18 protein-coding genes are annotated in these 22,098 nt (G+C 65.0%); 8 read left to right on the forward strand and 10 right to left on the reverse strand.

The annotated features are described in order from the left end of the window. Positions 1 to 153 precede the first annotated feature (153 nt). Positions 154 to 1,872, forward strand: a complete 1,719-nt coding sequence (metG, locus tag DDE75_RS00140) for a methionine--tRNA ligase (protein WP_108500377.1) — start codon at positions 154 to 156, stop codon at positions 1,870 to 1,872. 192 nt (positions 1,873 to 2,064) lie between these two features. Beyond that, complete coding sequence (gene rocF, locus DDE75_RS00145) at positions 2,065 to 2,994, forward strand: arginase (protein ID WP_162798881.1); 930 nt, start codon at positions 2,065 to 2,067, stop codon at positions 2,992 to 2,994. 79 nt (positions 2,995 to 3,073) lie between these two features. Here the strand turns inward: rocF and DDE75_RS00150 are convergent, their stop codons facing one another. From DDE75_RS00150 to DDE75_RS00160, 3 genes are all read right to left on the reverse strand, one after another. Next, positions 3,074 to 5,098: a catalase gene (locus tag DDE75_RS00150; RefSeq protein ID WP_108500379.1), complete on the reverse strand. Its 2,025-nt coding sequence runs from the start codon at positions 5,096 to 5,098 to the stop codon at positions 3,074 to 3,076. A 459-nt stretch (positions 5,099 to 5,557) separates the two neighbouring features. Then, positions 5,558 to 6,718, reverse strand: a complete 1,161-nt coding sequence (locus tag DDE75_RS00155) for an MFS transporter (RefSeq protein ID WP_335672026.1) — start codon at positions 6,716 to 6,718, stop codon at positions 5,558 to 5,560. 50 nt (positions 6,719 to 6,768) lie between these two features. Continuing rightward, positions 6,769 to 7,320 (reverse strand): LabA-like NYN domain-containing protein, encoded by a 552-nt coding sequence (locus DDE75_RS00160; protein WP_108500380.1) that lies wholly within the window; start codon positions 7,318 to 7,320, stop codon positions 6,769 to 6,771. A gap of 111 nt (positions 7,321 to 7,431) precedes the next feature. Here DDE75_RS00160 and folK point away from each other — a divergent pair, with 111 nt between their 5' ends. The 4 genes from folK (at position 7,432) to DDE75_RS00180 (ending at position 11,333) form a co-directional block, all read left to right on the forward strand. Beyond that, a complete protein-coding gene (folK, locus tag DDE75_RS00165) occupies positions 7,432 to 8,031 on the forward strand; it encodes a 2-amino-4-hydroxy-6-hydroxymethyldihydropteridine diphosphokinase (protein ID WP_108500381.1) in 600 nt (199 codons plus the stop codon). A gap of 71 nt (positions 8,032 to 8,102) precedes the next feature. Further along, entirely contained in the window at positions 8,103 to 8,459 is a 357-nt protein-coding gene (gene rpoZ, locus DDE75_RS00170; RefSeq protein ID WP_108500382.1) for a DNA-directed RNA polymerase subunit omega, read from the forward strand. Positions 8,460 to 8,506: 47 nt separating this feature from the next. Then, on the forward strand, positions 8,507 to 10,621 hold the full coding sequence (locus DDE75_RS00175; RefSeq protein ID WP_108500383.1) for a RelA/SpoT family protein: 2,115 nt from the start codon (positions 8,507 to 8,509) through the stop codon (positions 10,619 to 10,621). Between the two features lie 31 nt (positions 10,622 to 10,652). Next, a complete protein-coding gene (locus DDE75_RS00180) occupies positions 10,653 to 11,333 on the forward strand; it encodes a DUF2062 domain-containing protein (protein WP_108500384.1) in 681 nt (226 codons plus the stop codon). On the opposite strand, the gene DDE75_RS00185 is transcribed toward DDE75_RS00180, so the two are convergent. The 7 genes from DDE75_RS00185 to DDE75_RS00215 form a co-directional block, all read right to left on the reverse strand. Further along, positions 11,330 to 12,238 carry a 2-hydroxyacid dehydrogenase gene (locus DDE75_RS00185; RefSeq protein WP_108500385.1) on the reverse strand — a complete coding sequence of 303 codons (909 nt, stop codon included), beginning with the start codon at positions 12,236 to 12,238 and terminating at the stop codon, positions 11,330 to 11,332. The genes DDE75_RS00180 and DDE75_RS00185 overlap by 4 nt on opposite strands. A gap of 4 nt (positions 12,239 to 12,242) precedes the next feature. Next, on the reverse strand, positions 12,243 to 13,382 hold the full coding sequence (rodA, locus tag DDE75_RS00190) for a rod shape-determining protein RodA (RefSeq protein ID WP_108500386.1): 1,140 nt from the start codon (positions 13,380 to 13,382) through the stop codon (positions 12,243 to 12,245). Positions 13,383 to 13,389: 7 nt separating this feature from the next. Next, positions 13,390 to 15,336, reverse strand: a complete 1,947-nt coding sequence (gene mrdA, locus DDE75_RS00195; protein WP_108500387.1) for a penicillin-binding protein 2 — start codon at positions 15,334 to 15,336, stop codon at positions 13,390 to 13,392. A 13-nt stretch (positions 15,337 to 15,349) separates the two neighbouring features. Beyond that, positions 15,350 to 15,871: a rod shape-determining protein MreD gene (locus DDE75_RS00200; protein WP_108500388.1), complete on the reverse strand. Its 522-nt coding sequence runs from the start codon at positions 15,869 to 15,871 to the stop codon at positions 15,350 to 15,352. Further along, entirely contained in the window at positions 15,868 to 16,806 is a 939-nt protein-coding gene (gene mreC / locus DDE75_RS00205) for a rod shape-determining protein MreC (protein WP_108500389.1), read from the reverse strand. Before mreC ends, DDE75_RS00200 begins: the two co-directional genes overlap by 4 nt. Before the next feature lie 6 nt (positions 16,807 to 16,812). Beyond that, positions 16,813 to 17,847 (reverse strand): rod shape-determining protein, encoded by a 1,035-nt coding sequence (locus DDE75_RS00210; RefSeq protein WP_108500390.1) that lies wholly within the window; start codon positions 17,845 to 17,847, stop codon positions 16,813 to 16,815. Between the two features lie 214 nt (positions 17,848 to 18,061). After that, positions 18,062 to 19,624, reverse strand: a complete 1,563-nt coding sequence (locus tag DDE75_RS00215; protein ID WP_108500391.1) for a 2-isopropylmalate synthase — start codon at positions 19,622 to 19,624, stop codon at positions 18,062 to 18,064. Positions 19,625 to 20,039: 415 nt separating this feature from the next. Here DDE75_RS00215 and DDE75_RS00220 point away from each other — a divergent pair, with 415 nt between their 5' ends. Both DDE75_RS00220 and DDE75_RS00225 read left to right on the forward strand, forming a co-directional pair. Next, on the forward strand, positions 20,040 to 20,474 hold the full coding sequence (locus tag DDE75_RS00220; protein ID WP_108500392.1) for a universal stress protein: 435 nt from the start codon (positions 20,040 to 20,042) through the stop codon (positions 20,472 to 20,474). A gap of 34 nt (positions 20,475 to 20,508) precedes the next feature. Then, on the forward strand, positions 20,509 to 22,053 hold the full coding sequence (locus tag DDE75_RS00225; RefSeq protein ID WP_108500393.1) for an alanine/glycine:cation symporter family protein: 1,545 nt from the start codon (positions 20,509 to 20,511) through the stop codon (positions 22,051 to 22,053). Positions 22,054 to 22,098: the final 45 nt, after the last annotated feature.

Genomic DNA, 22,098 nt, shown 5'->3' on the forward strand with positions numbered 1-22,098 from the left:
TTGTGCCGCATCGGGCCGGATTCTGCAATCGGCACCGCCTGCTGACGTCAGGTAAGACACCCTTGGCCGCGCATCTGCCCCGCAGATCAGCGCGGATCTTTCATTTGCGCCCCACAAGGGCTAGAGATGCGCCGACTGAAAAGGACGCATTCCATGGCCCGCCATCTGATCACCTCTGCCCTGCCCTACATCAACGGCATCAAGCACCTGGGGAACCTTGTCGGGTCCCAGCTGCCCGCCGATCTGTTCGCCCGCTATCAACGCGCGCGTGGCCACGAGGTGATGTTCATCTGCGCCACCGACGAACACGGCACCCCCGCCGAACTGGCCGCCGCCAAGACCGGCGAGGCCGTGGCCGATTACTGCGCACGGATGCATGCCGAGCAGGCGGAACTGGCGCGCGGCTTCGGGCTGTCCTTCGACCACTACGGACGCTCCTCCAGCGACCGCAACCGCGCCCTGACCCAGCATTTCGCAGGCCAGCTGGCCGATCGCGGCTATATCCGCGAAGTGTCCGAAAAGCAGGTCTATTCCATCACCGACGGCCGCTATCTGCCCGATCGCTATATCGAGGGCACCTGCCCCAATTGCGGGTACGACAAGGCGCGCGGCGATCAATGCGAAAACTGCACCAAGCAGCTGGACCCCACCGACCTGATCGACCCGCGCAGCGCCATCAGCGGCAGCACGGATCTGGAGGTGCGCGAGACCAAGCACCTCTATCTGCGTCAGTCGGAACTGAAATCCGACATCGCCGCCTGGATCGACAGCAAGACCGACTGGCCGATCCTGACGACCTCGATCGCCAAGAAATGGCTGAACGACGGCGACGGCCTGCAGGATCGCGGCATCACCCGTGATCTGGACTGGGGCGTCCCGGTCAAGCATGGCGACAAGGACTGGCCGGGGATGGAGGGCAAGGTCTTCTATGTCTGGTTCGATGCGCCCATCGAATATATCGCCGGAACCGCCGAATGGGCCGATGCGAACGGTCGCAGCGATGCCGACTGGCGCAGCTGGTGGCGCACGGACGAAGGCGCCGACGACGTGACCTACACCCAGTTCATGGGCAAGGATAACGTCCCCTTCCACACGCTGTCCTTCCCCGCGACCCTGATCGGATCGGGCGAGCCGTGGAAGATGGTCGATTACATCAAGTCCTTCAACTATCTGACCTATGACGGCGGGCAGTTCTCGACCAGCCAGGGACGCGGCGTCTTCATGGACCACGCGCTGTCGATCCTGCCTGCGGACTACTGGCGCTGGTGGCTGTTGTCCCATGCCCCCGAGTCGGGCGACAGCGAGTTCACCTGGGAGAACTTCCAGCAGTCGGTGAACAAGGATCTGGCCGACGTGCTGGGCAATTTCGTCAGCCGCATCACCAAGTTCTGCCGCAGCAAGTTCGGCGAGACCGTCCCCGAGGGTCCGGCCTACGGCCCCGAGGAAGATCAGCTGATCGCCGATCTGACCACCCGCATCCGCAACTATGAGCGGATGATGAACGACATGGAGATCCGCAAGGCCTCGGCCGAATTGCGCGGGATCTGGGTGCGGGGCAACGAATACCTGCAGGCTGCGGCCCCTTGGGCGGCCTTCAAGACCGACCCCGAAAAGGCCGCGATGCAGGTTCGCATGGGTCTGAACCTGATCCGCCTTTACGGCGTGCTGTCCGAACCCTTCATCCCCTTCGCCGCGAAATCCACGCTGCAGGCGATGAACGCCGAGGACGCCGGCTGGCCCGACGATGTCGCCGCCGCGCTGCAGGTCCTGCCCGCGGGTCATGCCTTCACCGTCCCCGAGGTGCTTTTCGCCAAGATCTCGGACGAAAACCGTGCCGAATGGGAAGAACGGTTCAAGGGCGTCCGCAGCTGAGGTCGCATCCTTCCCGACCTTGGCCGGGCTGACCCAGGTAACGCGGTTTGTCTCTCTGGCCGCCGACCCCAGGCATTCTTGCTGTCGGAATGCCCCCGCAGGTGATGCGGGGGCGAAGTTCCCGGCCGCATTCACGCCGCGCGGTGGACATTCGCCGTCCCGGCGGGTCTTATCCGGGTATCAAGAACGGAGATCCGGATGACCCATTGCATCCTCATCGGCGCGCCCGTGGACGAAGGGCAGCGCCGCCCCGGCTGCCTGATGGGCCCTGCCGCCTATCGGACCGCAGGGCTGGCGGGCACCCTGGCCGCCCTTGGCCACAGCGTCGAGGACCGCGGCGATGTCGTCCCCGACGCCCCCGGCGACCAGACCTGCGACAACCCCGCCGTCCATCATCTGCCCGAAACCATCGCCTGGACGCAGGCGCTGTCTACCGCCACGCAGGCGGCGCTGCCGGACGGCATGCCGATCATCATGGGGGGCGATCATTCGCTGGCGCTTGGAACCGTCGCGGGGGTGGCTTCTCATGCGGCCAACATCGGACGTCCACAGTTCGTGATCTGGCTGGACGCGCATAGCGACTTCCACACGGTCGCCTCGACCACCTCGGGGAACCTGCACGGCACCCCGATGGCCTATGCCAACGGCCAGGCGGGCTTCGATCCCTTCCCGGCCTTCCCCAACCCGATACCCGGCGAGAATATCTGCATGTTCGGCATCCGCAGCGTCGATCCGGCGGAATATGCCGCGATGCAGGAAACCGACATCACCGTGAACGACATGCGCGTGCTGGACGAACAGGGCATCGTCGCGCCCTTGCGGGATTTCCTCGACCGTGTTCGCGCGGCGAACGGGCTGCTGCATGTCAGCCTTGATGTGGATTTCCTTGACCCCTCGATCGCGCCTGCCGTCGGCACCACGGTCCCGGGGGGTGCCACCTTCCGCGAGGCGCATCTGGTGATGGAACTGCTGCACGAATCGGAACTGGTCACATCGCTGGATCTGGTCGAGCTGAATCCGTTCCTTGATGAACGCGGGCGAACGGCCAAATTGATGGTCGATCTGGTCGGCAGCCTGATGGGCCGCAAGGTCTTCGACCGTCCGACCCGCAGTTACGGATGACCGTCACGGAAAAGGGGCAGGCAACCGCCCGCCCCTTTCCGGATGACACATCGGGGGCATCGCGCCCCCGGCTGTCAGCTTACCAAAGCTTTCCCTCGCGGGCATAGAACCGCATGGCTGCCGCCTTGACGAAGGCATCGGCATCAAGACCCGTCACACCGTCATCGGGTTCGACACCGGCCGCCTTCAGCAGCGGCGCCGCCGCATCGTCGCAACCGATCGCCTTGAGGTGCGCGAAGGCATCCGAGACGAAATCGATGGCCGGCTTGTACTTGGCGAACTTCGCCCCGTCGTCCTGCCCCAGAACCAGCGCTACCGCGTCCAGCAGAACCGAGGGCGTCCCGGCCAGCTGCGCTTCGGCCTTGCCGCGTTCCTTGGCGATCATGGTGACCATGCCGCCCTGTGCCTCGACCGCAGTCTTGATGGCATCGGCCTTGGCCATGTCGCCGCCATCGCCGATCAGGATGCCGACATTGCGGCCCTTCAACGTGTGCTTGGCGCTTTTCACGATCGACAGCGCGTCTGAGACCGGCATGTCCACCACCTCGCGGTGCGGCTTGGCGGGTTCGGGCAGATCCTCGGCCAGACCTTCGGCAACCATCTGGGCCAGATCCTCGTCGATGACGCGCAGATGGCTCAGGACGCGCTGGATCACGTGACCCAGACCAACCTTCGACAGCTCGAAGGTGATCGCGTCGGCGATGTGGCGCTGTTCCGGTTCGGTTTGGCTGCGATAGAACAGCCGGGCCTGGCTGTAGTGATCGCCGAACAGTTCGGGGCGCACGCGCAGCTTCTGGTCGGGTTCATTGCCCAGATCGGTCATCTTCTCGACCGTCTTGAAGCCCTGATCCGTAGCGCGGGGACCGGGATCCTCGCCCGCCTGATGCAGGCTGTTAGGTTCATAGTTCGCGCGACCCTTGGGGACGGCCATCTGCATCATGCCGTCGCGCTGGAAGTTGTGCATCGGGCATTTCGGCGCGTTGATCGGGATCTGGTGGAAGTTCACCGTCCCGAGACGCGACTTTTGCGTGTCCAGATAGCTGAACAGACGTCCCTGCAGCAGCGGATCGTCGGTGAAGTCGATGCCGGGCACGATATTGGCGGGGCAGAAGGCCACCTGCTCGGTCTCGGCGAAGAAGTTGTCGGGGTTGCGGTCCAAGACCATGCGGCCGACGATACGGACGGGGATGTCCTCTTCGGGGATCAGCTTGGTCGCGTCCAGCACGTCATAGGGCTGCTTGGCGGCCCATTCGGCGTCGAAGGTCTGGATGCCCAGCTCCCACTCGGGATAGTCGCCGGCCTCGATGGCCTCCCACAGATCCTGACGGTGGTAATCCTGGTTCGCTCCGGCGGTCTTGACGGCCTCGTTCCAGACCTGGCTCTGCAGGCCCAGCTTGGGCTTCCAGTGGAACTTGACGAAGGTGGATTTTCCCTCGGCATTGACCAGCCGGAAGGTGTGGATGCCGAAGCCCTCGATCATGCGCAGGCTGCGCGGGATGCCGCGGTCCGACATGGCCCACATGACCATATGCATGGATTCCGGCATCAGCGACACGAAGTCCCAGAAGGTGTCATGGGCACTGGCGGCCTGCGGGTAGCCCTTGTCGGCCTCCATCTTGACCGAGTGGATCAGGTCGGGAAACTTGATGGCGTCCTGAATGAAGAAGACGGGGATGTCGTTGCCGACCAGATCCCAGTTGCCTTCCTCGGTATAGAATTTGACGGCGAAACCCCGCACGTCACGGGGCGTATCGACGCTGCCCGCGCCGCCTGCCACCGTGGAAAAGCGCGTGAAGACCGGGATCTTGGTCTTCTTCGACAGCAGGCTGGCAGTGGTCAGTTCCGGAATGGGATCGGTGCATTCGAAATAGCCATGCGCACCCGAACCGCGGGCGTGGACGATCCGCTCCGGGATGCGCTCATGGTCGAAATGGAAAATCTTTTCGCGCAGAACGAAGTCTTCCAGCAGGGTCGGACCCTTGGCCCCGGCCTTCAGGCTGTTCTGGTTGTCGGAAATGGGAATGCCCTGGTTGGTGGTCAGCGTTTCGCCGCCTCGCTGGTGCAATTCGCCTGCTTTGCCGTGCTGATCGGTGATGTCGGACATGCTGGCCTCCTTGGTGCTGCTTGCGCATCTGGGTGGACAACTGGCGGGCAAGGACACCAGTTCCCGTCGATGATGCATGATAATGATCAAGTCCCTTGCCGAAGGAGGCGAGCTTTGCCATACGCAGGAATGGTCACGCGGACGTGGCGAAATCGGTAGACGCACCAGACTTTAAGGATTTGGAGTGCCCGTCGGGAAACCGGCGGAGTAGAACCGCTCAAATTCGGGGAAAGCTGAGGGGGGACCCCCCCTGCCAATCCCGAGCCAAGCCCGAGCGATCGGGAAGGTGTAGAGACTAGACGGGCGGCACCTGGGACCCCAGGCGGGGTGACGGTGAAGGGATAGTCCAGACCACGAACGCCCCGACGGGGCGGCGGCGAAAGTCGAAGTGGTACGAAAATCTGTTTTCCGTAAGGAAGTGCGGGTTCAAGTCCCGCCGTCCGCACCACCACTCTGCCGCTATCGACGCCCCGATGACATGGCGGTGGCCTGCGGCAGGCCGCGCAGGCGCAGCATGGCCCATGTGCCGATCGCGGGGCCGGGCAGCAGCGCCAGGAAAGCCCAACGCCAGCCGTCCAGCAGCACCGCCACATGCGGCATCAGCCAGATCGCCACGACCGTCAGGGCAAAGCCCACCGCCAGTTGCATCGTCAGCGCAGTGCCGACAAGCCGCGGGTCGGACAGTTCGGTGACGGCGGCCGAGAACTGGGCGCTGTCTCCGATGATGCTGATGCCCCAGATAACGGCCACTGCCACCAGCAGCCACGTCGGGCCGCCCCACGCCAGGCCGATCAGCACCGTGCAGGCGCCCGAGACCGTCATCATGCCCGCCGTCGTCAGGCACCGCCCGATGCGGTCCGACAGCCAGCCGCCAAGCGCGCAGCCGAACACCCCGGCAGCGATCACCAGGAAGGTCAGGACCGAAGCGCTGCCCGCAGGCAACCGTCCCGCCTGCATGGCCGCGATGGCGAAGGACAGGAACCAGGCCCACATGGCGTAAAGCTCCCACATGTGGCCGAAGTATCCCAGGTTGGCCAGGCGGACGGGGCGGTCGCGCAGCACTGCCAGCGTCTGGCGCGGATCGAAGCTGGCGCGGGCGAAGCCGTGCGGCCCCTCGCGGACCGTCAGGCCGAAGATGGCGGCCGAGGTCAGGGCAGCGATGCTGGCCCCGGCGACGACGATCCGCCAGTCCAGCCCTTGCCCCAAAGCGCGCAGCAGGTGCGGCATGGCGGACCCAAGCGCCAGGGCGCCCACCAGCAGACCCATTGCCAATCCGCGCCCCTTGACGAACCACGTCGCCATCAGCTTCAGCGCCGGTGGATAGACACCCGCCAAGGCAAAGCCCGTGGCCAGCCGCGCCAGCAACAGCCCGCCAAAGCCCGGTTCAAGAAGCACCGCACCATTGGCCAGCGCCGTCAGCAGGGCGGCGATGGTGATCAGCCGCGTCATCGGCATGATGTCGGGAAGGTTCACCGCCGAGGCCACCAGCGCCCCCAGCACGAAGCCGATCTGCACAGCATTGGTCAGCCAGGCGGCTTGGGTCGGCGACAGCCCCCAGTGCAGTGCAAGGTCGGGGCCGATGGCCGTGGTGGAAAACCAGCACGCCATGGCACCGATCACGCCGGCGCAGATCAGCGCCAGCGCACGCCAGCGATCTGGGGCGGCGGGGGTCAGGTCTCGACCTGTTGGGGTTCGCGCGGCGGGCGACCGATGATGTCGCGCAGGGCCTCCAGCTCGATGAAGTTGTCGGCTTGGCGGCGCAGGTCGTCGGCGATCATCGGTGGCTGGCTGCGGATCGTGGATACGACGGAAACCCGCACGCCCTTGCGCTGCAGCGCCTCGATCAACGGGCGGAAATCGCCATCGCCCGAGAAGATGACGACGTGATCCAGATGCGGCGCCAGTTCCATCGCGTTGACGGTCAGCTCGATGTCCATGTTGCCCTTGATCTTGCGACGACCTTGGGCATCGGTGTATTCGCGCGCAGGTTTGGTCACGACGCAGAAGCCGTTGTAATGCAGCCAGTCGACCAGGGGACGGATGGGCGAATATTCGTCACCCTCGACCAGGGCGGTATAGTAATAGGCGCGGGTCAGCTTGCCGCGCCGGTCGAATTCCTGCCGCAGCAGCTTGTAGTCGATATCGAAACCAAGCGCTTTCGCGGCCGCATAGAGGTTCGCGCCATCTATGAATATTGCCAATCTGTCATCTTTGTAAAACATCGTGTTGCCTTTGGTGGACTTGCTAGGTCAAGGCGCCTATCGAAGGTTCGGGGTGAGGGGCCCGATCGTATTCAATCCACGCCATGTTACCTGTAGGACGAAGGGGAAACGGTGGTTAACCTGTCTTTTGGTATTGTTGCGCTTGGCGCAAATCTTCCCGGCACGTCGCAGGACCTGTGGGACAGCCTGCGCAACGCATTGACTATTTTGCACGAACATCGTGATATTTCAATATCTTCCGTCAGCCGTTTCTGGCGGACCCCGGCATACCCGGCAGGCAGCGGACCCGATTTTGCCAATGCGGTGGCTGTCGTTGCATCACCCTTGGCCCCGGCAGACCTGCTGACGGCGCTGCATGAAATCGAGGCGGATTTCGGGCGCGACCGCAGCACCGGCCGCTGGTCGGCGCGGGTTCTGGACCTGGACCTGATCGCCCTGGATGCGGTGATCGCCCCCGATGCGGCGACGCTGAGCGACTGGATCGACCTGCCCGCGGACCAGCAGCGCCTCCGCGCACCCGACCGGCTGATCCTGCCCCACCCGCGCCTTCAGGACCGCGGCTTCGTCCTTGGACCGCTGGCCGAGATCGCGCCGGCCTGGCGCCACCCCCTGACCGGGCGCGACGTGGCCGTAATGCTGGCCGATCTGCCACCCGGCGCAATGGACGGAATGACGCCGCTGAACGCCCGCGACATGACAGCCCCGGCTTGACAAACGGCCCGCTTCTGCCCATCAGTCCTTTTTCGCCCCGAATATCCGATTCGCAACTGCACAGGTGATTCATGGCCCGCGTAACGGTTGAAGACTGCGTCGACAAAGTTCCCAACCGCTTTGATCTGGTGATGCTCGCCTCGCATCGCGCCCGCGAAATCACGGCCGGCTCTGCCCCGACCGTCGATCGCGACAACGACAAGAACCCGGTCGTCGCTCTGCGCGAGATCGCGGATGAGACCCAGCCCGTCGATGATCTGCGCGAGCGGATGATCGAATCCACCCAGACCCAGATCGAGGTCGACGAGCCGGAAGAAGACGCCATGGCGCTTCTGCTGGGCGCCGAGGTGGACAAGCCCAAGCCCGCCGACGAGGAATCCGAGGAGCGGATGCTGCGGATGATGCTGGAAGCCAACCAGCGCGGCTGATAGCAAACGAACGAAAGCACAGGGCAGACGAGGTCTTCGACACTATCATGATTGACGTCGAGGATCTGCTTGCCCTGGTGCGAAACTACAACCCGCGCAGCAATGCCGCGCTGATCCGCGACGCCTATGAATACGGCATGCGGATGCATGAGGGCCAGTTCCGCCATTCGGGCGAGCCCTATTTTACCCATCCCATCGCCGTCGCCGCCATCCTGACCGAAATGCGGCTGGACGATGCCACCATCATCACCGCCCTTCTGCACGACACGATCGAGGATACCCGCTCGACCAAGGAAGAGGTCGCGGGCATGTTCAGCCCCGAGATCGCGGAACTGGTCGATGGCGTCACCAAGCTGACCAACCTGGAACTCTCCAGTACCCAGTCCAAGCAGGCCGAGAACTTCCGCAAGCTGTTCATGGCCATGTCGCGCGACATGCGGGTGATCCTGGTCAAGCTGGCCGACCGGCTGCACAATATGCGCACCATCCGCTCCATGCGCCCCGACAAGCAGGTCAAGAAGGCGCGCGAGACGATGGACATCTATGCCCCCCTCGCGGGCCGGATGGGCATGCAGTGGATGCGCGAGGAGCTTGAGGACCTGGCCTTCAAGGTCATCAACCCCGAGGCCCGCAGCTCGATCATCCGCCGCTTCGTCAGCCTGCAGAAGGACAGCGGCGACATCATCGGCCAGATCACCGCCGACATCCGCGCCGAGCTGGAGCGCGAGGGGATCGAGGCGACCGTCTTCGGCCGCGCCAAGAAGCCCTTCAGCGTCTGGCGCAAGATGCAGGAAAAGCAGCTGGCGTTCTCGCGCCTGTCGGACATCTACGGTTTCCGCATCATCACCCGCAACGAGATGGACTGCTATCGCGTGCTGGGCATCATCCACCACCGCTGGCGCGCCGTGCCGGGGCGGTTCAAGGATTACATCAGCCAGCCGAAATCGAACGGCTACCGGTCCATCCACACGACGGTCTCGGGGCGCGACGGCAAGCGGGTCGAGATCCAGATCCGCACCCGCCAGATGCACGAGGTCGCCGAGGCGGGCGTCGCCGCGCATTGGGCCTATCGCGACGGCGTGCGGACCCGGAACCCCTTTGCCGTCGATCCGGCCGAATGGATCGCCAGCCTGAACGACCGCTTCGACACCGAGGACCACAACGAGTTCCTGGAACACGTCAAGCTGGAGATGTATCAGGACCAGGTCTTCTGCTTCACCCCCAAGGGCGACGTGATGCAGCTGCCGCGGGGCGCCACCCCTATCGATTTCGCCTATGCGATCCACACGCGGCTTGGAAATTCCTGCGTCGGTGCCAAGATCGACGGCATCCGCGTGCCCTTGTGGACCCGCCTGCGCAACGGGCAGTCGGTCGAGATCATCGCCGCATCCGGCCAGCGCCCGCAGATGACCTGGCTGGACATCGTGGTGACGGGCCGGGCCAAGGCCGCGATCCGGCGGTCGCTGCGCGAGGAAGACCGCGATCGCTTCATCCGCTTGGGGCGCGAGCTGGTGCGCGTCAGCTTCGAACATGTCGGCCGCAAGGTGACCGACAAGGCGCTGCGCACCGCCGCCAAACAGATGGGCCTGCCATCCGCCGAGGAACTGCTGGCCCGCATCGGCAGCGCCGAGAACTCCGCCAAGGAGGTTCTGGGCGTCCTCTATCCCGAACTGGCCGACCACGAGGATGAAATCGACAGCAAGCGACCCTTCGCGGGCCTCGAGGCCGACGCGAACTTCAAGCGCGCGCCCTGCTGCAACCCGCTGCCCGGCGAACGCATCGTCGGCATCACCTATCGCGGGGCGGGTGTCGTCATCCATGCCATCGACTGTCCCGTCCTGGCCGAATTCGAGGACAGCCCCGACCGTTGGGTGGACCTGCAATGGCGCGAAGGCCGCCATCCCGCCGCCTATTCCAGCATGCTGCATCTGACCATTCGCCACGATGCGGGCGTGCTGGGACGCATCTGCACCTTGATCGGGGCGCAGGGGGCGAATATCTCGAACCTGGAATTCATCACGCGCAAGTCGGATTTCTATCGCATCGAGGTCGATCTGGAGCTGCGGGACCACGAGCATCTGCACAACCTGCTGACCGCGCTGGAGGCGGAAAGCGATGTCGCCCATGTCGAACGGATCCGCGATCCTGCGCTGAAACCCTAGGGCCGGCGGGCCATCACAGATCGGGTGTCACTTGTTCAAACGACGCAAACCGCGCAGCTACGGGCAGATCGCCACCGAGATGATCTATCCGCGCGGCGGATGGCGTCGGGCCACGCGCTATGTGATGTACCGCCTGCGCCGGCTGCCCGACCATCCCCATCGCATCGCGCGGGGCGTGGCTGCGGGCGTCTTCGTGTCCTTCACGCCGCTCTTCGGGTTCCACTTCCTCTCGGCTGCGGCGACGGCATGGATCATCGGCGGCAACATCCTTGCAGCCCTGCTCGCGACCTTCATCGGCAATCCGGTGACCCTGCCCTTCATCGCCTTCGCCTCGACCGCCGTAGGGCGTCACATCTTGGGGCTGAAGGGCGATCTGTCGCCGCATTTCATCTTTCGCGAATTTTCGCGCGCCACGGGCGAGATCTGGCACAACATCCGGTCCATCTTCGGACCCGAGGTCGCGCATTGGAACATGCTGCACGATTTCTTCTTCCAGATCTTCTGGCCCTATGTGGTGGGCGGGACGATCCTGGGGCTGATCGTCTCGGTTGGGGTGCATTACGTGACCGTGCCGGTCTTTCGCGCCTATCAGCGGCGGCGCGAAAAGAAGATGGCCGACCGGATCGAGCGTGCCTCGCAGCGGGCGGCGGCGTTGGCGCTGCAGCGCGCGGCGGCGCTGCGGGACAAGGACGAAACTCCGCCCCGCCCCTAGTATCCCTTGGCGCGATCGACCAGGTTGGCGACCGGCTGCCCCGACATGGCACGGCGCAGGTTCTGGACGGCAACCCGTGCAGCCGTTTCGGGGCGCGTGTCTGCGGCGACATGCGGGGTGACGGTCACGCCCGGATGCGACCAGAAGGGATGGTCGCGGGGCAGCGGCTCGGTCCGGAAGACATCCAGCACCGCATGGGCGGGGCGACCGTGCTGCAACCCCTGCAGCAGCGCGTCATCGTCGATCAGTGTGCCGCGACCTGCATTGATGATCCACGCCCCCTTGGGCAGCAGGGCCAGCCTGCGGGCGTCCAGCAGGTTGCGCGTATCCGGCGTGTCGGGCAGCAGGCAGATCAGGATCTGCGATGCGGCCAGCACCCGATCCAGATCGGCCAGCGGATGCATGGCAATCCCCGGCACCGCCTTTCCCGATCGGCTGACGCCCGTGACCGCGAAGCCCACGCCCCTCAGCATGGCCGCGACAGCCTGCCCCAATTCCCCCACGCCAAGAATGGTGACCGCCCGTTCCGTCGCCAAAGGCGGGATCTGCCCGTTCCGCCATGTGCCGTCCTGCGCATAGCCGTCCATGCCCAGATGCGCCCGCATCGCCCAGCCCGTGCAATACTCGGCCATGCCCTGCGCCAGCCCCGGATCGACCATCCGCGCCAGCGGCTGCGTCAGGCTGTCATTGGTGACGATCCGTTCGACCCCGGCCCAGAGGCTCTGGATCAGGCGCACGTTCGCATAGGGGGTGAAATCGGTGATGTCACCGCCCGGCGCATAGATGATGGCGTCGAAGCTGGCCGGGTCGCCGTCGCGCTGCAGGTCCATCTCCGGGTCGGCGGCGCGCAGGGCGGGCGCCCATTCGTCCCAGGCTGCGGGGGATGCGGAAAAGCGGACCTTCATGGCGTCACCTCGGTCTGTGGACATGCGCGGATTGCACCAGGCCGAAACCCAGCATCAGGATCATCAGCGAGGTGCCGCCATAGCTGACCAGCGGCAGGGGCGATCCCTTGGCGGGAAGCAGCCCCATGACGGTCGCCATGTTGATGGCGAAATACAGGAAGAACGTGCCGCTGATCCCGATGGTGATCAGGCTGGCAAAACGGTCCCGGTTCGACAGCGCCGAATAGAGACAGAACCCCACGATGAGCATATAGAGCGTCAGCAGGGAAAAGGCCCCGATGAAACCGAACTCTTCTGAAAGAACCGTGAAGATGAAATCGGTATGCTTCTCGGGCAGGAAATTCAGCCGCGACTGCGTGCCCTGCATGAAGCCGCGCCCCGACCAGCCCCCTGACCCAAGCGCGATCTGGCTTTGGATGATGTTGTAGCCCGCGCCCAAGGGGTCGGCGGTGGGGTCCAGGAAGGTGTCGATGCGGCGGAACTGGTATTCCTTCAGCAATTGCCAATCGGTGCCGCGCGATTGCATCACGGCATAGACCATGCCCACGCCCGCCCCGATCACGACCGCGAAATACCACAGCGACACCCCGGCAGCGAACATCACGATGCCGCCCCCGGTGATCAGCATGATCGAGGTGCCAAGGTCCGGCTGCATCAGCACCAGCGCCGTCGGTGCCAGGATCAGCACCACCGGGATCAGCACCCACAGCGGGCGCGACACCTTCTTCAGATCTAGCCAGTCGTAATAGGCCGCCAGCAGCAGCACTTGCGAAATCTTCATCAGCTCGGACGGCTGGACGCGGATCGGCCCAATGTCGATCCAGCGCTGCGCCCCCATGCCGATGGCCCCGAACAGGTCCACCGCCACCAGCAGCAGGAAGCAGACCACATAGGCCGAGACGGATATCCCGCGCCAGAACCACATCGGCACGAAGGCCAGGCCCAGCATGATGACCATGCCGACCGCAAAGCGGTACATCTGCGGCTGCGCCCATGTCTCGATCTGACCGCCCGCCACGGAATAGAGCATCAGGAACCCAATGCAGCAGACGGCGGTGATCAGCAGGACCAGCGGCCAGTTGATGAAGAAGACCTTGCGCAGCCCGGTGGGGACCTGTGCGACCTTGTAGTCCAGATATGACATGGGCCCCTCAGGCGCGGCTGCGGCCGGGGCGCGGGGCCTCCGGCGTGTAAAGCTGCATGGCGTTGTGACGTTCTTCCATGGCGGCGCGCTGGTTCGAGGGCACGGCATCCAGCGGCGGCAGGCCGCCGTTCAGCGCGAACAGCAGGATGTCGCGGGCGATGGGCGCCGCGACGGTCGATCCGCCGCCGCCATGTTCCACCACGACCGACACGGCATAGCGCGGCGCCTCATAGGGCGCATAGCAGACGAACAACGCATGGTCCCGGCGTTCCCAAGGCAGTTGATCGTTCGAGATCACGCCCCGCGCCCGTTCGGCGGCGGTGATGTTGCGAACCTGGCTGGTGCCGGTCTTGCCGACCATGCGCCATTCCTCGCGCTCGATCCGGGCCTTGCGGGCCGTGCCGCGGGCGCTGTTCATCACCGCGTCCATGCCCGCGCGCGCCACCTTCAGCGAGGCCTCGCTGATGTCCAATGGCGGGAAATCCTCGGGCAGTTTCCTGACCCCGTCGATGGATCGGATCAGCTGCGGCTCGATCGCGCGGCCCGAAGCGACACGCGCGGTCATCACCGCCAGCTGCAGGGGCGAGGCCAGCACGTATCCCTGCCCGATCGAGGCGTTCAGGCTGTCGCCGATCTGCCAGGCCTGATCATAGCGCGCCTGCTTCCACGCACGGTCGGGTGCGATGCCTTCGGACACCGCCGACATCGGCAGGTCGTGCTTGACCCCGATGCCCAGCTTGCGCGCCATGATGGCGATGCGGTCGATGCCCACCCGCTGCGCCAGTTCATAGTAATAGACGTCACAGCTTTCCTCGAGGCTCTTGACGGCATCGACCGAACCATGGCCGCCCCTGCTCCAGCAGTGGAAGCGGCGACCGCCAAGTTCGGTATAGCCCGGACAGAAGAAACGGCTGCCGGAATTGATGACCCCGGCCTCGAGCCCTGCCAGCAGCGTCACCAGCTTGAAGGTGGAACCGGGGGGATAGACGCCTTGCACGGTCTTGTCGGCCAGCGGGCGGTGGTCGTGATCCATCAGCCCGCGATAATCCTTGGTGGAAATGCCGCGCACGAACTTGTTGGGATCGAAGCTGGGCGAGGAACAGATCGCGACCAGCTCGCCCGTGTGGCAATCCATGACGACGGCCGCGGCGCTTTCCTCGCCCAAGCGCTGCGCGCAATAGTTCTGCAATTGGGCATCGACGGTCAGCTGCACGGTCGCGCCCTGTTCGCCTTCCTGGCGCGACAGCTGGCGCATTTCTCGGCCGGTGCTGTTCACTTCGACCCGGCGGGCGCCGGCCTTGCCGCGCAGGACTTCCTCAAGCCGGCCCTCGACGCCGATCTTGCCCAGCTGGAAGTCGGGCAGGCGCAACACGGGGTCAGGATCCTCGATCCGCGACAGGTCGTAATCCGACACTGGCCCGACATAGCCCATGACATGCGCCAGATCGCCCGCCCGCGGATAGGCCCGCGACAGCGCCGATTCCGGCGTCACGCCGGGCAGCGAGGGCGCATTGACGGCGATGGTGCTGAACTGTTCCCAGGACAGGCGGTCGGCCAAGACTATGGGGGTGATGGCGCTGCGCTTGGAAAACTCGTCGCGCAGTTCGGACATCCGGGCGTCGCTGATGGGGATCAACTGTGCCAGCCGCTGCAGGACGGGTTCGACGTCGCCGCCCGCTTCCTCGCGGGTCAGGGTCACGCGGTAATTCTGTTCGTTCCCTGCCACGATCAGGCCGGTCCGGTCCAGAATCAGCCCGCGCGAGGGCGGCAGCAGCCGGATCTTGATCGAGTTGCCGTCCGCCAGCATGCGGTATTCATCGGCATGGTCCAGCTGCATCGACCGCATCTTCAGCGCCAGCGTGGTGACCGTGCCGATCTGGATGCCCGCCAGCAGCAGGCCCCGGCGCGTGATGCCACGGTTGCTGTCGACGATGTCACGTTGCGATTTCTTCATCGCGGAACCCTTCCTACGCGCCCTCGGGGCGACCCGTGCGGCGCAGGCCCAGCAACCACCGCGCCGCAAAGATCACCAGGGGATAGACCAGCACCGTCGCCAGAAACTGCAGGATCACTTGTCCAAGCGCCGGGACGGGCAGCATGAACAGGATCTGGACGAGACGGTTTCCCAGCATCATCAGACCGATCAGCATGGTCACCCGCAGCCATTCAACCATGAATGGCTGGTCGCGCCAACGGTGCTCTCGAACTCGTGCGGCCTCGCTGCCCATCAGGACGAAGGCGGTCCAGAGGCCAAGCGGGCGCATCAGCAGGACATCCTCGATCAGCACGGCGACGACGATGACGGGTGCGGACAGCTGGTCGGGACGGCGCAGTACCCAAGCCAGGATCAGCGCCAGCATCATGTCGGGACCGGGCCAGCCCATGATGCCACCCTTCAACGGCAGCAGGCGGATGAACAGCAGCACCGCGGCTGCCAGCAGGAACACCGCCGTGCCGGTCACGAAGCTGCGGCTTGGCAGTTGGATCATGGCGAGGTGCCCGGATCCAGCGCATCGGTGGCGGATGCGGCCTCGACGGGGCTGTCGGGCAGCATGGGGCCGATGAAGCCCTCGGGGCCGCGGCGGATGACGGCGGTGGTATCGACGACGGCCTCGGCGGAGTGGGATCGCAGGACGCGCAGGAATTCCAGCCGGCCATAGTCGGCGGCCATGCGCACGCGCATCCGGCCATCCGTGCCCTGCGCCACCTGCCCCACCAGCAGACCCGGCGGGAAGACCCCGCCATCGCCCGAGGTGACGATCCGGTCGCCCGGCCGCACGTTGTCGCCCGATTCGATGAATTCCAGCACCGGCAGCGGCGTGTTGTCTCCCGTGGCCAGCGCCCGTTCGCCCGTAGGCTGGACCACCACCGGGATGCGCGAAGACGGATCGGTCAGCAGCACGACGCGGCTGGTCCGCTGCCCCACGCCCGCGATGCGCCCCACCAGCCCAAGGCCGTCCATCGTGGCCCAGCCCTCGATGATGCCGTCGCGCGCGCCGACGTTCAGCAGCACCGACTGGCGAAAGGCCGATCCGCTGTCCATCGTCACCACGCCGGTGACGCTGGTCAACGCCGGATCAAGGCGCACGTTGTTCTGGGCCAACAGCTTGCTGTTTTCCTGTTCCAGCTGGACGGCGGCTTCCTTCCAGGCGGACATGCGCTGCAATTCGCGGCGCAATTCCTGGTTCTGTTCGTAGAGCCGGGCATAGCTCTGGAAGCCCGCGACCATTTCCGAGACGCGGGTCACCGGCACCAGCGCCCATTCGAAGCGCGGCACGATCCGGTCGATCATCGCGGTGCGCATCTGTTCGGCGCGCGGGCTGTCGATGCGCCAGAACAGGAACAGCGCCAGCAGGGCAAGCGCCATCACCGCGATCAGGACGCGCCGAACGGGGGTCGCGAAATCTGGTCCCTTGCGGGCCATATGCGATCAGCTGTCGTAGTCGATGACGTGGCGCAGCTGCTTCTCGAACTCCAGCGCCTTGCCGGTGCCAAGCGCGACGCAGCTCATGGGCTGGTCGGCAAGGCTGATCGACAGGCCGGTCTGCTCGCGCAGCGCCAGGTCCAGCTCGCCCAGCATGGCGCCGCCACCGGTCAGCATCACGCCGCGATCGACGATGTCGGCGGCCAGATCCGGCGGGGTCGCCTCCAGCGCGACCATGACGGCCTCGCAGATGGCCTGGACCGGCTCGGTCAGGGCCTCGGCGATCATGGCCTGGCTGACCTCGATCTCCTTGGGGATGCCGTTCAGCAGATCGCGGCCGCGCACCATCAGCGTGGCGCCGCGCCCGTCGTCGGGCATGCGGGCGGTGCCGATGCTGGTCTTGATGCGTTCGGCGGTCGAATCGCCGATCAGCATGTTCTGGTTGCGGCGCAGATAATTGATGATCGCCTCGTCCATGCGGTCGCCGCCGATGCGGACGGAACGGGCATAGACCACATCGCCAAGCGAGAGAACCGCGACCTCGGTGGTGCCGCCGCCGATGTCGACGACCATGCTGCCGGTGGGTTCGGTGATGGGCATGCCTGCGCCGATGGCGGCTGCGATGGGTTCGGCAATCAGGCCGGCCTTGCGCGCGCCTGCGGACAGGACCGACTGGCGGATCGCACGCTTTTCAACGGGGGTCGCGCCATGGGGGACGCAAACGATGATCTTGGGCTTCGAGAAGGTGGTGCGCTTGAACACTTTCTTGATGAAATGCTTGATCATCTGCTCGGCGCTGTCGAAATCGGCGATGACGCCTTCGCGCATGGGGCGGATGGCCTCGATGCTGCCGGGCGTGCGGCCCAGCATCAGCTTGGCGTCCTCGCCCACGGCCAGGACCTGACGCTTGCCGTCCTTGACGTGATAGGCCACGACCGAGGGCTCGTTCAGGATGATGCCCTTGCCCTTCACATAGATCAGCGTGTTCGCCGTCCCGAGGTCGATTGCGATGTCGGTCGAAAACAAACCGCCGAATGCCATGCCCGTATCCTTTTCGCGCCGGTTGGCCCGGCCTGCCCTGTTTTGAAATTTAGTCCAAGGGGCCGTGAAAGGCCCTGAATCGCCTTGCGGGTCCGGGTTCCGTATAGAACCCAGACCCGCAGCCGAAAAGCCCCGATACGCGCGAAACGCGGCAAAGGCGGCTTCTTGCGCGCAACGAAAAGGCCCGGACCCCGCAGGTCCGGGCCTTGGCCGATCAATGCGAATACATGCTGATCTGCTTGGCGTCGCTGCCCTGTCCGGTCATCGCGCGACGCAGGATCAGCCGGTTCAGCGCACCGACATAGGCCTTGACCGATGCCAGAATGGTATCCGTGTCGGCGGCCTGACCGGTGACGATGCGGCCCTCCTCCTCCATCCGGACGCTGACGGTGGCCTGCGCGTCGGTGCCCTCGGTCACGGCGTGGACCTGATACAGCTGCAGCCGTGCTTCGTGCGGGAAGATCTGGCGCACGGCCTTGAAGCAGGCATCGACCGGGCCGTCGCCGGTGGTCTCGGCCTGCTTTTCCTCGCCGTCGACCGTCATGGTCAGCTGCGCGGACTGCCCGTCGCTGCCGCAGACGACGCGCAGATGCTTGACCTGCAGGTGGTCGTCCTGGGTGTTGGCGGCGGCGTCCAAGACCAGGGCGACGATGTCCTCGTCGAAGACCTCCTTCTTGCGGTCGGCCAGCGCCTTGAACCGCACGAAGATGTCCTTCAGCTGGTTGTCGCCAACCTCGTATCCCAGATCGGCCAGCTTGGCGCGCAAAGCGGCGCGGCCCGAATGCTTGCCCATGGCGATATTGTTTTCGGTCAGGCCGATGTCGGCGGGGCGCATGATCTCGAAGGTCTCAACGTTCTTCAGCACACCGTCCTGATGGATGCCCGATTCGTGCAGGAAGGCGTTCTTGCCGACGATGGCCTTGTTGAACTGCACCGGAAAGCCCGACACCGAGGCCACGCGGCGCGAGATGCCCATGATCTTGGTGGTGTCGATGCCGGTCTGGAAGGGCATGATGTCGTTGCGGACCCGCATGGCCATCACGACCTCTTCCAGCGCGGTATTGCCGGCGCGTTCGCCCAGACCGTTGATGGTGCATTCGATCTGGCGGGCGCCCGCCTCGACGGCGGCCAGGGCGTTGGCGGTCGCCATGCCCAGGTCGTTGTGGCAATGGGTGGCGAAGATGATCTCATCGGCGCCGGGAACACGTTCCAGCAGCATGCGGATCAGATCGGCGCTTTCGCGCGGAGCGGTATAGCCGACGGTGTCGGGGATATTGATCGTCGTGGCACCGGCCTTGATGGCGATCTCGACGACGCGGCACAGATAGTCGTGCTCGGTCCGGGTGGCGTCCATGGGCGACCACTGCACGTTGTCGCAGAGATTGCGGGCATGTGTCACCGTCTGGTGGATGCGTTCGGCCATCTGGTCCATGTCGAGGTTCGGAATGGCGCGGTGCAGCGGCGAGGTGCCGATGAAGGTGTGGATGCGCGGGCTTTTGGCGTGCTTCACGGCCTCCCAGCAGCGGTCGATGTCGGGCAGCTGGGCGCGGGCCAACCCGCAGATGGTGCTGGTCTTCGCCAGCCTGGCGATCTCGCTGACGGCGGCGAAGTCGCCTTCCGAGGCAATGGGGAAGCCTGCCTCGATCACATCCACGCCCATCTCGTCCAGCATGCCGGCGATTTCCAGCTTTTCGGCATGGGACATGGTGGCGCCGGGCGATTGTTCGCCGTCGCGCAGCGTGGTGTCGAAAATCACGACGCGGTTCTTGTCGGTCATCTGTCTGGGTCTTTCTTACGGCCCGTCATCGGGCGTCATGCGTGTCTTGGGATGAACCCGGACCATGAACCTGACTGAGCGGCGGCCCGGACGACCCGCTCAGCGCAGCGTAAGACGCAACAGACCACGGGGATGCACGGCCGAAAGCGCCCCTTGGGGCGGCAGGATGGCGGCGGCAATGTCGTGCTTCCGGGTCATGGGGGCGAATATGCAGGGACGACCCGCGATTGGAAAGTCAAAAATGCGCCCCGTCGTCGCCGCGCGGCTGGAACGGGCTGCGCGAACGACAGGCAGATGTCCGGCATCGGTGCGCGGCGCGATATGTATCGCTACATTTCCTCTGGCCCTTGGCAAAAGCTGTGCCTATCCTTTCAGCACCGACATAACAAAACGAAAACCAACAGATGAGGGTAAGATGTCACGCAAACTGGTCGTCGGTTTCGACGGCAGCGATGCCTCGCTGCGGGCGCTTGATTTCGCCATCACACGGGCGCAGGCGCAGGGGGACAGCCTGCTGATCGCCCATGTCCTGGAATGGTCGCCCTACAGCTTCCTGACCCCGAGCGAGCTGGAGGAACGCCACCGCCGCCGCAAGGAGGAACTGCTGCGCGCCGAAACCGCCGTGATGCGCCCCGTGATGAAGCGCATGGAGGACGCCGGCATCCCTTTCGAGACGACCATGCGCTATGGCCATATCGCCGAAACGCTGTGCCGCGTCGCCAAGGACGCCGATGGCGCCATGATCTTCATCGGCCGGATGGGCAATTCGGGCTTTGCCACCCGCATCTTCGGATCGGTCGCGGCCACGCTGGCGCAGGTGGCGCCGGTGCCGGTCGTCATCGTTCCCTGAAGCCAGCGCGTCATCAATCAAGGACATCCATATCATGGAACATTCCACAAGGGCGCTGATGACGGCGGGCATGGCGGCAGGTCTGACCGCAGGCCCCGCCGCCGCGCAGGGGATCGACGAGACCATCAACACGGTGTTCGCCAATTCGACGGGCTGGTTCGTCAGCCTGATCTTTTCCAACTTTCCGGGCACCAGCTTTCCCTGGATCGTCGGCTGGCTGGTGATCGCGGCGATCATCTTCACCATCTACTTCGGCCTGGTGCAGCTGCGCTTCTTCGGCCATGCCATCGCGCTGGTGCGGGGCGATTATTCCGACCCCAATGACGCGGGCGAGGTCAGCCACTTCCAGGCGCTGACGACTGCCCTTTCAGGCACCGTGGGCCTTGGCAACATCGCGGGCGTCGCGGTGGCCGTGGGCATCGGCGGTCCGGGGGCGACCTTCTGGATGATCCTGGCGGGCCTGCTTGGCATGGCCACCAAGTTCACCGAATGCACCCTGGGCGTGAAATACCGCAACGAGTATGCCGACGGCACCGTCTCGGGCGGTCCGATGTACTACATGACCAAGGGCTTTGCCGAGCGCGGCAAGCCGGGCGGCAAGATCCTGGCCGTTCTGTTCGCGATCTTCTGCATTCTCGGGTCCTTCGGTGGCGGGAACATGTTCCAGTCGAACCAGGCCCATGCCCAGATCATCAACGTGGTGGGCGACTATCCGGGCTGGATCACGGGCGTCGTCATGGCGGTCATCGTCTTCCTGGTCATCGTCGGCGGTCTGAAGTCCATCGCCAGCGTGACCGAGAAGATCGTGCCCTTCATGGCCGCGCTCTATGTCGGCACGGCGCTGATCATCATCGCCATGAACTACGACATGATCGGTTCGGCCTTCGGCCAGATCTTCGCGGGCGCCTTCACCAATGACGGTGTCGTGGGCGGGGCCATCGGTGCGCTGATCCAAGGCTTCCGCCGGGCCGCCTTCTCGAACGAGGCGGGCGTCGGTTCGGCCGCCATCGCCCACAGCGCGGTGCGCACCAAGGAACCCGTGACCGAGGGCGTCGTGTCCCTGCTGGAGCCATTCATCGACACGGTCGTCATCTGCACCATGACGGCGCTGGTGATCATCATCACCGGCCAGCTGGTCACCGATCCCGAAACCGGGCTGTTCGTCATGAACGAGGCCGGCACCGCGATCCGCACCGTCGGCGACAACAGCGGCGTGGCCCTGACCTCGGCGGCGTTCAGCAGCTCGTTCGGGTGGTTCCGCTACATCCTGGTCGTGGCGGTCGTGCTCTTCGCCTTCTCGACCATGATCTCCTGGAGCTACTACGGGTTGAAGGCCTGGACCTTCCTCTTCGGCGAGGGACAGACCAAGGAGCTGGTCTTCAAGATCATCTTCTGCATCTTCGTCATCATCGGCGCCTCGGCCGGCCTGGGCCCGGTCATCGACTTCTCGGATGCGGCGATCTTCGCCATGGCCGTCGTCAACATCATCGCGCTCTACATGCTGATGCCCATCGTCAAGGCCGAGATGTCGCGCTATGCGGCGCGGCTGAAGTCGGGCGACATCCGCAAGTACGACTGACCGTCCATCGGACGCACAACCTTGGGGCGGGCGCGGTTTGCGCCC

The organism is Paracoccus indicus (assembly GCF_003056335.1).
Classification (GTDB): Bacteria; Pseudomonadota; Alphaproteobacteria; order Rhodobacterales; family Rhodobacteraceae; genus Paracoccus; species Paracoccus indicus.